The sequence below is a fragment of the Mesorhizobium sp. LEGMi-168a genome (assembly GCF_058312955.1).
Map to the genome: position 1 here is coordinate 1 of NZ_JBZEGV010000055.1, position 14,125 is coordinate 14,125.

Sequence of the window (14,125 nt, forward strand, 5' to 3'; positions counted from 1 at the left end):
GCGCCGCGACAATCAACCTGACAAAGCACTTGCGCGCGTCAATCAAAGCCGCAATCATCACACCCGCCGCGACGCCAGATTCTCATCCAGATTGTCGCGCACCTCTCTCCCAGATTGTCGCGCTACAGCAAAACGAGTTCACATTCGGATTGTCATGCGCCAGCGATCGGCGGTAGCATAATCATCTTGCATGCGCTTGGCCAATAACTCGACGACCGTTATGGTTCCGCTGCGGCCTGTTAATGTAGAACATCACTCGCGGGTTGGCGGCCTTGTCGATCGGCAGCGCATGACTAGCCAGCTGTATCTGCGTGACGACGCATAACACGGCGACGCGACCAAGCAACCGTCGGAATTGAAGTCCTAAACTATCGGTGCATATTTGATGCAAGCTTCGGTGCGCCTGGCGCCGACGCTGGCGATCAGGAGCACACTTTCCTTCACCATGGTTTTGCCGTGCATCAGCAGCCGGACGCGATCGTCGCGGAGCACGTTATACCCTCCGGTGGTATCCCCCGAACGTGATGCCGTGACGCTTCGCGCTGCTAGGTGCTCGATTATCACGCAGAAGCGGAAGACATTTGCTGGCCCCAAGTACAGCCGAAAACAAAGTCACTAGGCAGGTTACTTTTTTGCGCGCTGCCCATACCGAAACTCGTGCTATCGCTGGCTCCAGTTCAGCCCGTTGCACCAACGAAACGGCATTCACCTTTTATATCGGCCCGTTCCCTGCAACAGAACTGTAAGCTGAACTCAGGATACGCAACCAAAGGGAGAGATCGATGGACCAAATCACGCCTGAAACGACGAAATACAAGCACCTTTTGTATGAGGTGGATGCGGAGCGCGTCTGCTGGCTAACGCTGAATCGGCCAGAAAAAGCTAACGCTATGAATGAGCGGCTGGTCGGTGAGCTCAAGGCGGGACTGCTTCGCGCCGACAGGGATGATAGCGTCAACGTGATCGTGATCCGCGGGGCCGGTAGTGGCTTCTGTGCCGGTCATGACCTTGACGAAGACGCCTCGGAGGACCGAGCGACGATTTACGATTATCGCCTCAAATACATAAGGCAGTTCGAAGATTTCGCGACGCCGTGGTTTGTCTCCAAACCGGTGATCGCTTCGGTACACAAGTACGCCATCGGCAAAGGCTTCGAACTTTCGCTCTTCTGTGATTTGTCCATTGTCACTTCGGACACGATGCTTGGTTACAGCGAGGTGCGCTACGGCCTGACCGCTCACTGCATGTTCATGCCGTGGCTTGTTAACATGAAGACGGCAAAGGAACTTCTGCTGACCGGCCGCGAGGTTTCAGGCGCTGAGGCCAAACAGATGGGACTCGTGACTGAGGTGGTAGCTCCTGAGGAATTGGAAGAGGCTACTCGACGGAGGGCCACGCTGATGGCTCGGATGCCTCGGGACGTGCAGCGGATACACAAAATGTACCTGAACAAGGTCTATGAGCTGCAAGGTCTCAAGACGGCGACAGACTACTACCTCGAAGTGGTTGCAATCACGGGCCATCAGCCGGTCGATAGGTACCTCGAGTTCACGAAGGTAACGCTTGAAAAAGGTTTGAAGGCAGCATTGAAACAAGGCAGAGCGCGTTACGAAGGGCTTGAGTGACGATCCACGCCAATGTGAGCTGCTCTCGGCACCGGCCGGGAGCAGCTGACTCGTGTAGGCAACTGCGCGCGCCAAGAGCTGAATGCGGCAGTATGCCGTCGGCGATAGATCCGTCAAACTAGGTATAGACTCTGAAGCGAGCTCTTTCTGTGTAGATCTGATGCTCGCTTCTGCAAAGCATGCTGAGCCGCTCATCGCCCCGGAACTATTTTTTCTCCAGCATGAGTTCGGGTCTTGTGAATCTGCCGGCCTGAAGCGGCGCAATGCAGAGAGCCAAAATGCTCTGCTGCTGCAGGATGACTCCTAAGGAGGATTGAAGTGAAGTTCCAACCTGTGGCCAGCCATTTCGTCAATGGTGCTTACGCAGAGGATGCGGCCGGCAGAGCGATAGATGTTATCTACCCTGCAACCGGCAGGGTGATTGCACAGCTGCATTCTGCAACGCCGGCAATTGTGAAGCATGCTCTGTCGTCAGCAAAAGCGGCTCAGAAGCAATGGGCGGCCATGACTGGGGCGGGGCGTGGGCGCATCCTGCGGCGAGCCGCGGACATCATGCGCCTACGCAACTACGACCTATCGGTGCTCGAAACCCATGATACGGGTAAACCAATCCAGGAAACTACAGTAGCTGACGCCAGTGCTGGCGCAGATGCGTTGGAATACTTCGGCGGATTGGCCGGCACGCTCACGGGCGAGCACATTCCGCTTTCGAGCGGAGATTTTGCCTACACGATCCGCGAACCGCTCGGCGTGTGCGTGGGGATTGGTGCGTGGAACTACCCCATCCAGATAGCCTGCTCTAAGGCCGCGCCAGCGCTTGCCTGTGGCAATGCCATGATATTCAAACCATCGGAGATTACGCCGCTTTCTGCTCTCAAATTGGCCGAGATATTGGTTGAAGCCGGAGCTCCGAGCGGTATCTTCAATGTTGTGCAGGGCTACGGTGACGTTGGCGCAGCCCTTGTGGCCGACCACCGCGTTGCAAAGGTGTCCCTGACGGGATCCGTCCCTACCGGCCGCAAGGTCTATGCCGCAGCGGCTGAGGGAATGAAACATGTCACAATGGAACTTGGTGGCAAGTCACCTTTGATTGTTTTCGATGATGCGGATCTAGATAGCGCAGTGAGCGGCGCCATTATTGGAAACTTCTACTCCTCAGGGCAGATCTGCTCCAATGGCACCCGCGTGTTTGTGCAGAAAGGAATCAAATCGGCATTTATCGAGCGGCTTGTGGCAAGGTTAGCGGGCGCAACAATCGGAGACCCCATGGACCCAGAGGTGAATTTTGGACCCTTGGTCAGCAAACGCCAGATGGAGATTGTCAAAACGTACATTGCTAAGGGACTTGAAGAAGGGGCGCGGCTTGTCTATGGCGGAAGGCAGTTGGATAGACCAGGCTTTTACGTCGAACCCACGGTTTTCACTAAAGTAACCGACGAGATGACGATAGCTCGCGAGGAGATTTTTGGTCCAGTCATGTCGGTTTTGGATTTCAAAACCGAAGAAGAGGTGATGACACGAGCCAACGCCAGTGAGTTCGGCTTAGCTGCTGGCGTGTTCACCAAGGATCTCATGCGCGCCCATCGTGTGGCAAAGGAGTTCGAGGCGGGCACCTGTTATGTGAACACCTATAATCTCGCTCCGGCCGAAGCGCCATTCGGCGGCTTGAAACTTTCTGGAGTTGGCCGCGAGAATTCCAAGCTTGCGATAAATCATTTCAGCGAAATGAAGACCGTGTACATCTCAATGAACGCTCTCCGAGCACCCTATTAGCAGGACCTTTGTTGTACCCTGAAGGTTAGCGCCTTCTCGCGCGGCGAACCGCTAACATGTTTGCAGAGGATGAGTAGCCACCGCGGAATGCAGGGACGCCATCTCTGATCCCGCGGAAGCCAGGGGACCGGGTGTAGACGAACCATTGAGATGCCGAAGCTGATCCACGGGCCGTATGGCGAGTTTGCACGCGTTTATGCGGGCAGATTGTCGACGAAGGCTTCGGTCAGCAATGCACACGGCGATCGCTAAGTCTATTTCGTGAGCTGAGAGACTGGCATCTCGGCAACGGGCACGATCTCCAGGATTTAAGCGAAGAGTAAGCCGATACAAACCACAGCCGGTCTAGTCTAGACTGGCCGGCCCGTAGCAGAGATGCACACAATCAACGTAAGACCGTATGTCCGCCTCTGTCGGCGAGGCGGACATACGGTCTTGCAGTGAAACGGTCCCATAAGGTCGGCGCGCCCAAAGCGACGCGCTGGCCGATGGTCTTTGGGATGGAGGTCATTAATTATTGACGCCCCATTACGCTTCCGCGAACCACCAGCGATCCGAGCAGCGAAAGCCGTCCCAATCCCAACTTGATCCAATCTTGTTATGGCCGACTTTCTTGGACAGCGCACTCACCATGTTTGTGAATACGGGAATGACAGTGCCACCGTCGTCTCTGCAGAGGGCCTGCATCTCCGAATACATCTGCGACCGCCTTTCGTCGTCCAGCTCAGAACGGGCGGCCAGCAAGAGTTCATTGAAGCGGGGATTCTTCCAGCGCGTATCGTTCCAACCGGCGTCTGCCGCGTAGACCTGCGAAAACATCCAGTCCGCGGTGGGCCGGCCGTACCAATAGGTCATCGACCAGGGCTTCTTTTGGAAGATGATATCCCAGTAGCCGTCGCTTGGCTCACGGACAACGTCAATAGTGATTCCGGCCTTGGCTGCGTCCTGCTGATAGAGCACCGCGGCGTCGACTGCGCCTGGAAATGCCGCATCAGAAGTAGACAAAGTGACTTTCAAATCCGAAAGGCCCGCTTTCTTTAGATGGAATCTTGCCTTGTCTGGATCGAACTCGCGCTGAGGCAGATCCTTGGCGAAGAAGCGATTTGTCGAGGCAATTGGGTGGTCGTTGCCAAGCTGCCCATATCCGCGCAGCACGGTATCAAGCAGCTGTTGCCGATTGATCGCATACTTTAGAGCCAAGCGCACGTCCACGTTGTCGAACGGTGGAACATCAACAAGCATGGGCATGGTGCAATGTTGAGTACCGCTGACGGACAAGATCTCCAAGCTCTTGTTCCGCTCCAGGAGATGAACGGTTTTGAGGTCGCACTTGTCCATGGCATGGATATGGCCTGTTGTCAGCGCGTTCGTTCGCGCCGTGACATCATGTATCGAAAGAACTTCGAAGGAGTCGAACCAAGCCGCATTCGATTTCCAGTAGTTCGGAAAACGTTTGGACGTCGCCTTGACGCCGAAGTCGATTGTATCGAGTACATATGCTCCCGCGCCAACGCCGGACGTGTCGGCCTTCCCGTCTCTCACCGGCATTACAGCCATATGACCATCGTCCAGCACGAATGGGAAATCGGCGTTGCCCTGTTTGAGAACGACAACAACCGTTTCTGGACCGTCGGCGCGGATTTCCTGGATTGGATCCACGATGCCCTTTGCCGCTGATTTGGACTGTTCACCACGATGGTGGTTGATTGTGGCAATCACATCGGCCGCTTGCAGGGTCTTTCCATTGTGGAATTCGACCCCTTTCCTGAGCCTGAAGACCCATGTTTTGGCGTCTTTCGTTGCCTCCCAGGATTCGGCGAGTTCGCCCACCAGATTGCCTTCTGCATTCACCTCAGTAAGGTATCCATGCAGGCTGTGGCCGAATGTCAGCATGAACGAGTCCGGGTACGCAGCAGGATCTAGCGAGTCGGTTGTGGAGCCTTCCGCAACGCCGATTCTGAAATGCCCACCTTTCTTGGGAGTGGCATTTTGAGCAAATGACGGAACAAGGCTAGTCGCCGAACTGACTGCAAGTGCTCCGACGGCTGCTGCGGTTTTGAGGAACCGCCGTCGGTCGACGGGCGAACCCACCATCGAATTCTGAACCCATTTGTTCATTTTGTTCTCCCTCTCAATCATGTTCGTTGGTGACACAGGCGGTCCAGCGACCGGAGAGAGCTCATCGAGGAGGTGTCACGGTCCCGTGAAAACGCTGTCCTCTTGCGAAGGTCTTCCGCCCCAGCGATACAAATCTGATGCTATCATCAGCGCTAGATCTTGCTGTCGCTCAAAAAAGTCATCTGTCAGGTGATTTCACTGCGTCTTCCCGGCAGGAGGTCTTGCATAATAAAGGACCGGTGGCACAATCGATGTCGTCCTGAATGATGACCGCGTGTGAGCCGTCAATCTCCATATCAAGGCGATCGCAGATGCGGCTCAGCTCCCGGCGGCGGCTTAAAGCGGCGCGCAATGGAATACCGGTCGTTGTCATCATAGGAGCGACGCAGTCGCACACTACTCCATTCACGCGCGACGATGAACGCCGTGCGCGAACGCCACACGCCAGTCAGAACTGGCAAGCAAGCTTTGCCAGCTACCGACGACGAAATTCTCGTGCCTCGATAGGTAGCTAGTAGTTACCTACGAGGACCGCCTTCAAAGAGGTGGCGGCCAAAGCCGAGTTGCATGCGATCGCGTCTGTGCTGTAAGCACCTCTCCGAAAATCGGACAATGACGGAAGCTGCGATCTGACGTCTGCTGAAGCCGACGCAATGGTGCTAAAGACCCGCACTCTTTTGGTGCGGCAGAGAACGCAGGCGGTCAATGTTCTGCGCACATCTGGCCGAATTGCGCATCATCACCGCCGCTGGCGTGACGAAGGTTACCGCTCTGGTTGCCGATTCCGACGAAGCGGCCCCCTTGTTCCGATTTGATTGCGCCCCCTGATTCCGAGATGATCTCGCACCCTGGGGCTGTGGTTCTGCTGGCGTGATTGTTGTCATTTCGTTCGCATGCGGTGTCAAGCTGTGCTGCTTTCGGCGCAGGCTTTCGCCGGTGAGGTCGATGCGATGGGCGTTGTACACGAGCCGGTCCAGGATAGCGTCGGCATAGGTCGGGTTACCAAACACCAAATGCTGCCTGTCATCGGACGATGAATATTCCCTGATTGTGGGCATTCAATTTTCCCTAGGTGACAGGCGAATGGGCGCGGTGATCAGCCGGCATCTTGATCGTCGGATCTCGCTCCTGGCGGCCGGCCGCGTTTTTTCGGCGGGGTGGTATCTCATTTAATAGTCGTCGGCCCCTGTCACGGCCTTGCGGGTCAGCGCCTAGAACTCGTGTCCTCCCGTTCTGCACGCGGTCCGGCTTTCGTCGTTGTTCGACTACCTGACGGGCGCCGCCGTTCAATCCGGCGCTCGGTGATCGACCTTGCAGAGGCGTCGCCGAAAGAACAGGGCGCGTCTAAATCGTTGGCTCGTATCAACGGCCGAACGCTGCTCACATTGCTGCACCATTTGAACAGCACGTTGACCTCCCGTGTCGAGGAGGTGATTCGCGATGAACATTCAGTCGAATCCGTGCCGCGTTGCCTCCCAGACAGTCACCAGAGTTCGAGTCCCAGCCGCAGCGAAACTACCACGCCTGTGGTTCAACCTAACGGCGGAGACGCAGAAGCAGATCACGCAGAGCGTCGCGAGGACTTCTTTTGCGGATGCGATCGACGGGCGTGCCGATAGCGGCGGATCGGCATGTTGAGAGCGCCGAATAGACCGGTCGAATGTGTTACGGCCGCGCATCGCGGTAAGCTTGCCTACATTTATGTCCGCCAGTCCTCCGTGAACCAGGTGCGGCATCATCAGGAAAGCACGGAACTGCAATACCGCCTCGTCGACCGTGCCGTCGCTCTCGGCTGGCCGCATGAACGCGTGCACGTCATCGACGAAGATCTTGGCAAATCCGGAGCCGGGACCGTCGAGCGGGTTGGGATCAAGATGCTGATCGCGGAGATCAGATTGGGCAATGCCGGCCTCGTCATCAGCCTCGACGCTTCGCGGCTTGCCCGCAACAATCGCGATTGGCATCAGCTCCTGGATTTGTGCGCGCTCTTCGGCGCCATCATTGCCGATGGCGAGCGTCTCTACGATCCCTGCGCTTACCATGACCGCCTGCTGCTCGGCTTGTCCGGCATCATGAGCGAGGCAGAGCTGCACCAGATCAGGCAGCGGCTCCATCAGGGCGAACGTCAGAAAGCGGCACGCGGCGAGCTGCGCCTTCCTGTTCCCGTCGGATTGGCGCATGATCGCTCGGGCGAGATCATTCTCAATCCCGATGAGGAGGTGCAGGCACGGCTCAGCTTGGTCTTCGCCAAATTCCGCGAGCTACACAGCGCACGAGCCGTGATGCGCTACCTGCGAAAGAACGATCTGCCACTACCTGTGCGCCCGCTCCGCGGTCCCGCGCCGCATGATGTGGTGTGGCGCGAGGCCGACAGTGCGCGGGTACTCAGCATCTCCAAAATCCTGCCTACTCCGATGCATATGTCTATGGTCGGCACCGGATGGAAGGCGGGCGGCTTCGCCATGACGTCTATCGCCCGAAGACGGTCAAGGTCCCCATCGCCGACTGGGAGGTTTGCCTTCAGGCTGCCCACCCTGGTTATATCGGCTGGGAGGAGTTCATGGAAAACCAGAGGCGACTGGCAAACAACATCAATCGCTACGCAGCGGGCCATTCGGGCGTACCGCGCAAGGGAGCGGCCCTGCTGCAGGGCATCGCCGTTTGTGGGCGGTGTGGTCGCCGGATGAGCCTACACTATAGCGGTGCCGCCGGTGACTACCCCGTCGACACGTGTCGCGCCGACCGCGATCAGGAGGGCGGGCCGCTCTGCCAGGAAGTTCGTGCGCTGCCCGTCGATACGCAGGTCGAAAGCATCCTGCTCGAGGCCTTGCGACCGGACCAGATCGCTATCGCCATTGCCGCACTGAGCCAGATCGAAGAGGAGACGCGCCAGCTTGAGCGGCAGTGGGCGCTACGACGCGAGCGGGCGCGCTATGAGGCGGAAAGAGCACGACGCCAATATGATGCGGTCGAGCCGGAAAATCGCCTGGTGGCACGGTCGTTGGAGCGCGGGTGGGAAGAGAAGTTGCGCGTGGCCGAGGCGATCGAACAGGATTATAAACGATGGCGGTCCAACGAGCCCCTGGTGTTGAGCGAGTCCGACCGCCAAGCGCTTCAAAAGCTGGGAGAAGACCTGCCTGGCATCTGGCACGCCCCTTCCACTACATCGGCCGAGCGAAAGGGTATCCTGCGCCTCATCATTGGCAGGTCGTCCTCGACCAGAAGCGCTTCCAGAGCCAGGTCTGGTTTAAGATCCTGTGGCAGACGGGAGCGACCAGCGAGCACCCCTCCAGAGGCGGGTCCACACCTATGGCGACTACAGCGATCTCGAGCAACTGCGGAGCAGAGTGATCGAGCTCAACGCCGCGGGCAAAATGGACAGGGAGATCGCAGCGGCGCTGAACGCGGAAGGCTTTGTCGCAGCACGCAGCTGCGCGTTCAAGGGCGAGAATGTCTGGCTTCTGCGAACACGTTGGGGCATCCCCCACCGTCAAGATCAACGGCACGAGCGCCAATCCCCACCGACAGACGGAACCTACTCGGTTCAAGGGACGGCGGCCGCCCTGGGCGTCACACCACAAACTGTGTTCGACTATCTCGCATGCGGCTTGCTCGACGGGCGCCAGCTTACGAAGGGGCAGCCGTGGCAGATCGAACTCTCGGATGACCAAATCAACACCCTGCAAGAACGGCTCGCACGCACCAAGCGATCGAGGAAGAAGGTCTCATGACAACGCCCGAACAACTAACCACAACCGCCAGGGTCAGTTCTTCATCCGGAGTCGCTTGACAACAACCACCAGCGGCCTCACGCCGCCCATGGCGGACAGCCGCCCGCCGTGGTCTACTTCAACAGGATCGAAACCGATCAGCAGGCGCGGAGAGTAGCTTAAACCAGCCAAAAATCTGTCGAAGGATTGGGGAGTAGCTCACTGAGAAGCGTTATTGTTGAGGCCGGTCCAGCCACGAACTTAGACGAACACTGATTCCGGGTTGTGGTTAAGGCGCTCAGTGCCCAACTCGCACACAAGTTTTGAGCAGTTGAAATAGCTCTGGGCACCTGAGGCCGCCAATGGGTCGTGGGTGATGACTGAAAAGCTCAAACAAAGCTTGCCCAGCGTGAGGCCGGCTTCAGCTCGGCATTGCCGCGCCAGCTGCGCGCACTTCCTTGAACGATCTCAATCTTTGAGTCCGCTTGCCGATTGTAGGAACCAATCCACCACCAGATTGACTCCTACTGCCAGCAGAGCGATCGCCCCAGCTGGAAGAAGGGGGGTGATATCTTCATATACAATCAAAGTCGCGGTTTCACGAACCATGGAGCCCCAATCCGCGGTCGGTGGCTGGATGCCAATGCCGAGGAAAGAAAGCCCGCTGATAAGAAGGAACACGAAACAAAACCGGAGGCCGAACTCAGCTATGAGGGTCGGGGTAACATTCGGCAGTATCTCGCGGGTCATAATCCAGATCGCTCCTTCGCCACGAAGCCTGGCTACCTCTACGTAGTCCGAAACCGCGACATTGATTGCTACGGCGCGTGTGAGACGAAATACGCGGGTGGAATCCAGAACGGCAATGACGATTATTAGCGTAGGAATCGAGGTTCCGAAGATGGATAAGAGTAGCAGCGCAAAAATGAGTTGCGGTATCGACATAAGAACATCCACGAGCCGCGACAAGATCTGGTCCGTCCATGCACCGAAGGCGGCAGCCGCCAATCCGGCAGAAGCGCCAATCGAAAACGCGAGGGTCGTCGTTATCAACGCGATACCAATTGTGTTGCGCGCGCCGAACACAAGCCGCGTAAACATGTCGCGTCCAAGATTGTCGGTTCCCAGCCAGAAGCGTGCGCTCCATGGCTCGAATTGCGTACCGACGATCTCAGCCTCTCCGTAAGGAGCCCAGTACGGCGCCGACAGTGCTATCAGCACATAAAAAATTATGACGGCAATTCCGAACTTTGCGCTCAGTGGCGCCGCAGCGAACTTGCTGTTTCCCGTCCTGAGAATCCACGGCGGCATCGTCATGTATTCACTCATCGGCTGTTCATGAGAAGATCGCACTTCATTTTGGATGCATGAGGCGCGGATTCATAATGATCGATAACACGTCTGCGGTGAGATTGAGCAAAATATAAGTCGCCGCGAAAATCAGACTGCAGGCCTGCACGACCGGGATGTCTCTCTTTTGCACGGAATCGACAATAAGCTGTCCAAGGCCCGGGTAGACAAATACGACTTCAACGACCACGACACCGGTTATGAGGTATGCCAGGTTCAGGACGACAACATTGGCGATGGGCGATAATGCGTTTGGCAGAGCATGCCGGACAAGCATGCGCCACTCTGAGAGCCCCTTGAGCCGCGCCGTCTCGATATATTGGTTGCCCAACAGACTTACGATTGAAGTTCTCGTCATCCGCAACATGTGGGCCATCACTACCACCGCGAGTGTGAGCGCCGGCAAGGTGACCGCAGTTAGCCGGCCCAGAAAGCTGGTGGTGGAATCTACGTCAGAGAGGCTGGGAAGCACTCCACTATGCACTGCCAGGATCAATATGAGGATATAAGCCACGAAGAATTCGGGAAATGAGATCGAAGCAAGCGTGACCACATTGATCGTGCGGTCAACGAGTGTGTTCCTATAGAGCGCAGCTACAATGCCGCCAAGCAGCGCTAGGGGAACCGAAATCATCGCGGCACTTATCGCAAGGAACAAGGTGTTGAACAGCCTGGGCCGGATGAGCTCGCCGATATCCCTGCCACTGGCGAGCGTTGTGCCGAAATTACCTTGTAGCATCTCGCCGAGCCAGTGAAGGTAACGAAGATAGACAGGCATGTCGAGCCCGAGGCTCTTTCGAAACGCCGCGACAGTTTCCGGCGTTGCCGACTGCCCGAGCATTTCGGTGGCTATGTCGCCAGGCAGAAATTGAATCCCAGCGAAAATGATTAGGGACACGACCCACAGGGTCAGCACGCCCAGAGCGACGCGTTGACCTATAATTTTCGGTATGGACGTCATCGGATATTCTTGACCCAAACTATGCTTCAGCGACCACCAACGCTCAGCTCAGCCGAAGCCGCCAATCCCAGCTCGAAACGCAATTTGCGAGCGGCGGAATGACCGTACCGCTATGCTCACAGCAGAGACGCTGCATTTGGGTAAGCGCGCTCAGTCCCTGGACGTGATAAAGTTGACCGTGCGGCTAACAACAACTCGTCGAACCGAGGGCCTTCCAATGCGTATCATTCCGGGCAGCATCAAACGCATCGACCTGAGAGACCATCCAGTTCATCCAAGTTGTCGTAATGTCCACCATCCCACAAATGCCTTCGATTCTCAGCCGGTTCAAAGCTGATGCTATCATGAGGCACAGCCTTGCAGTCGCGCAAAAATATCACTTGCCGAATGATATTATTTCCATTTTCAGCCAGCCTGCATGCTTATAACAGATTGATCTCGCAGCTTGGACAGGTGCGCCACCCTTCGGCGCTGATGTGATCTCGACTAAACTGTCACGGGCCGACGGGGAAGTTCGAAACGGTCGAAATGTCAGGGAGCCACCTCAGCGAGCGTGCGGGTCTAACGGAACGGAAAAGCGAAATGGGCTTGCCTACATCAATCACCTCCCGGCTGCGCATTCCCCTGATCTCAGCACCGATGCAGAGAGTATCGGGGCCTGATCTCGTTTCAGCGGTCTGCCGGAAGGGCGCCATCGGGGCTTTTCCAACCCTCAATGCACGGACACCGGAACAGCTGGACGAGTGGCTGGCGAGGATAGACCGAGCTTGTGCTGAGTCGGATGCTGTTTCAGCACCATGCTGTCCCAACATCGTCATGCGTAGATCACCTGAGGCCCTTCAGGCCGATATAGATGTTTTGGTCAAGCACCGGGTCAAGATCGTGCTTGCGAGCGTCGGGTCGCCGGAAGCGATCATCCCTCAATTGCACGATGTTGGATGCACAGTCCTGACAGATGTCGCCACGATGCGACATGCGGAAAAAGCGATCAAAGTTGGTGCGGATGGTCTGGTACTTCTGAGCGCAGGAGCAGGAGGACAGACCGGCTGGCTAAACGGATTGTCATTCGTCAGGGCCGTTCGCTCGATCTATGCAGGGCCGGTGGGCCTCGCTGGCGGCCTGTCCGACGGCCATGCACTTTGGGCAGCACGGGTGCTGGGGTGCGACTTCGGAATGATGGGTACACGTTTCATAGCGACGCATGAGAGCCTGGCGCCGCAGGGTCACAAGCAAATGGTGGTCAATTCAGGGATCGACGACATCCAGCTAACGAAGGCGATCAACGGATTCGATGCAAATTACCTCCGGCCGTCGATCCTGAAAGCCGGGCTCGATCTCGGCGAGTTGGAAATACCGCTGAGCGTTGAAGAAGCACGCAGAAGGTTCAGCGCCGACCTAGCTGGAAAAGGGCCGAAGCGATGGGCCGATATTTGGAGCGCCGGTCATACAGTTTCCGCCGTCTCCGGAATCCAATCGGCAGGGGACGTGGTGGACGAGGTTGCCGATGAATATCACAGGGCCATGAGCGAGACCGCCAAGCTGATTTCCGAAATCCAGCCGGTAGCAAATACCTCAAAGAACTTCACGCCAGAAAGTGGTTGTGCGATAATATCCGGTAGACTGGGCCGATTCTAGGAGCCTCGAAAGACGCATCGATGGATCGCCGTTCGCCGCCTTCTATACCGAGGGCACATGCGTGCTCTCCTTCATGGTGGCAACGCGCCGCGAGGGGCGGGTGCAGAGGGCTTCATTCATACCGCGGAGATCGATTGGGGCACGCGACCTTGCCAGTTTCTCATCGGGCCGCGCGATGATTCGCACTTCTCGTCCTATGGGGCGCGTTTTGAACGCCTTTCGGCAGCCGGACGGCAGCTACGGCGTTAGCGCTTAAGGAACGGTCTACTCGAGATTGGCGGCGATTGGGCGCTCATAGTGGCTCTGGCTGCCCCGAAAGTTGGCCGGGAAGGGCACCGATACGGTACGGATAGTACACGCCGCTGGAAGTTCGGATACATTTGACCTATGCCGGAGAGCATCAAAAGAATGCCCGCCAGAAGTTAGGTTTTCACTGTGAAATTCTTCTCGATCAGCAGATCCATGGGCCGGTGTCGACTACTTCATGCGATGGCCAATGTCGACCTATTATCGTGCAGGCGGCGTTAATCGAGGATTTTCGATTGGGGCAGAAACGCAAATGCCAGCTTGTGCCTCCCGTTTACGGCCGTTGCCCTCTTCGGCCAACAGCCCCCGCTGCCGCGGGAGTTTGATGCGTTAAAGCGGCCGAGCTTCCCGACATCGATCTGGATGGGTTCCTTGAGGGAAAACTGGTAGCGGCGCACCAGCTTGATAAATTGCCCCCAGCGCTTCGAGACTATCATTAATCCGTCGTCTATGAAGAACGCGACTACCCGACATCCGCTGCGAGAGCATAGCGTTAGAGTGTACGCCTCCGGCGAGACTCTCAATTACCCACAAGTTCGGCGGCCAAGCTCAAGCCGAGCCCGATATCGGTCAGGCGCGTCAGCCCTCGCCACATGACGATGTTGCCCGGCGGCGGGTCGCGCGTGCGGTTGAGATAGCCGCCGAGC

General features: G+C 57.1%; 11 protein-coding genes and 1 pseudogene. 7 read left to right on the plus strand and 5 right to left on the minus strand.

Features of this window, described 5'->3' with window-relative positions; all coding sequences use genetic code 11:
* Window positions 1–181, plus strand: a 181-nt coding sequence (locus AC4FWB_RS33195; protein WP_491030449.1) for a hypothetical protein, incomplete at its 5' end; no start/stop codon positions are given.
* Window positions 182–363: 182 nt separating this feature from the next.
* Here AC4FWB_RS33195 and AC4FWB_RS33200 read toward each other — a convergent pair.
* The gene (locus AC4FWB_RS33200; RefSeq protein ID WP_491030450.1) at window positions 364–492 is read right to left on the minus strand and encodes a hypothetical protein; all 129 of its coding nucleotides are present in this window, start codon (window positions 490–492) and stop codon (window positions 364–366) included.
* 290 nt (window positions 493–782) lie between these two features.
* Here AC4FWB_RS33200 and AC4FWB_RS33205 point away from each other — a divergent pair, with 290 nt between their 5' ends.
* Both AC4FWB_RS33205 and betB read left to right on the plus strand, forming a co-directional pair.
* Complete coding sequence (locus AC4FWB_RS33205) at window positions 783–1,625, plus strand: enoyl-CoA hydratase-related protein (protein WP_491030451.1); 843 nt, start codon at window positions 783–785, stop codon at window positions 1,623–1,625.
* Between the two features lie 318 nt (window positions 1,626–1,943).
* Window positions 1,944–3,398: a betaine-aldehyde dehydrogenase gene (betB, locus tag AC4FWB_RS33210; RefSeq protein WP_491030452.1), complete on the plus strand. Its 1,455-nt coding sequence runs from the start codon at window positions 1,944–1,946 to the stop codon at window positions 3,396–3,398.
* 528 nt (window positions 3,399–3,926) lie between these two features.
* On the opposite strand, the gene AC4FWB_RS33215 is transcribed toward betB, so the two are convergent.
* Window positions 3,927–5,516 (minus strand): ABC transporter substrate-binding protein, encoded by a 1,590-nt coding sequence (locus tag AC4FWB_RS33215; protein ID WP_491030453.1) that lies wholly within the window; start codon window positions 5,514–5,516, stop codon window positions 3,927–3,929.
* A 917-nt stretch (window positions 5,517–6,433) separates the two neighbouring features.
* Window positions 6,434–6,532 (minus strand): annotated as a pseudogene (locus AC4FWB_RS33220) (ATP-binding protein); the annotation flags it as partial.
* A 141-nt stretch (window positions 6,533–6,673) separates the two neighbouring features.
* Here AC4FWB_RS33220 and AC4FWB_RS33225 point away from each other — a divergent pair.
* The 3 genes from AC4FWB_RS33225 (at window position 6,674) to AC4FWB_RS33235 (ending at window position 9,247) form a co-directional block, all read left to right on the plus strand.
* Entirely contained in the window at window positions 6,674–7,135 is a 462-nt protein-coding gene (locus AC4FWB_RS33225) for a DUF5372 family protein (RefSeq protein ID WP_491030454.1), read from the plus strand.
* A 12-nt stretch (window positions 7,136–7,147) separates the two neighbouring features.
* Window positions 7,148–8,203 (plus strand): recombinase family protein, encoded by a 1,056-nt coding sequence (locus AC4FWB_RS33230; protein ID WP_491030455.1) that lies wholly within the window; start codon window positions 7,148–7,150, stop codon window positions 8,201–8,203.
* Window positions 8,204–8,863: 660 nt separating this feature from the next.
* Window positions 8,864–9,247: a hypothetical protein gene (locus AC4FWB_RS33235; protein WP_491030459.1), complete on the plus strand. Its 384-nt coding sequence runs from the start codon at window positions 8,864–8,866 to the stop codon at window positions 9,245–9,247.
* A 447-nt stretch (window positions 9,248–9,694) separates the two neighbouring features.
* Here AC4FWB_RS33235 and AC4FWB_RS33240 read toward each other — a convergent pair whose 3' ends face one another.
* Both AC4FWB_RS33240 and AC4FWB_RS33245 read right to left on the minus strand, forming a co-directional pair.
* Window positions 9,695–10,537, minus strand: coding sequence for an ABC transporter permease (locus AC4FWB_RS33240; protein WP_491030458.1), 843 nt, complete (start codon window positions 10,535–10,537; stop codon window positions 9,695–9,697).
* A gap of 43 nt (window positions 10,538–10,580) precedes the next feature.
* Complete coding sequence (locus AC4FWB_RS33245) at window positions 10,581–11,537, minus strand: ABC transporter permease (protein WP_491030456.1); 957 nt, start codon at window positions 11,535–11,537, stop codon at window positions 10,581–10,583.
* A 582-nt stretch (window positions 11,538–12,119) separates the two neighbouring features.
* Here AC4FWB_RS33245 and AC4FWB_RS33250 point away from each other — a divergent pair.
* Window positions 12,120–13,172: an NAD(P)H-dependent flavin oxidoreductase gene (locus tag AC4FWB_RS33250; protein ID WP_491030457.1), complete on the plus strand. Its 1,053-nt coding sequence runs from the start codon at window positions 12,120–12,122 to the stop codon at window positions 13,170–13,172.
* Window positions 13,173–14,125 lie beyond the last annotated feature (953 nt).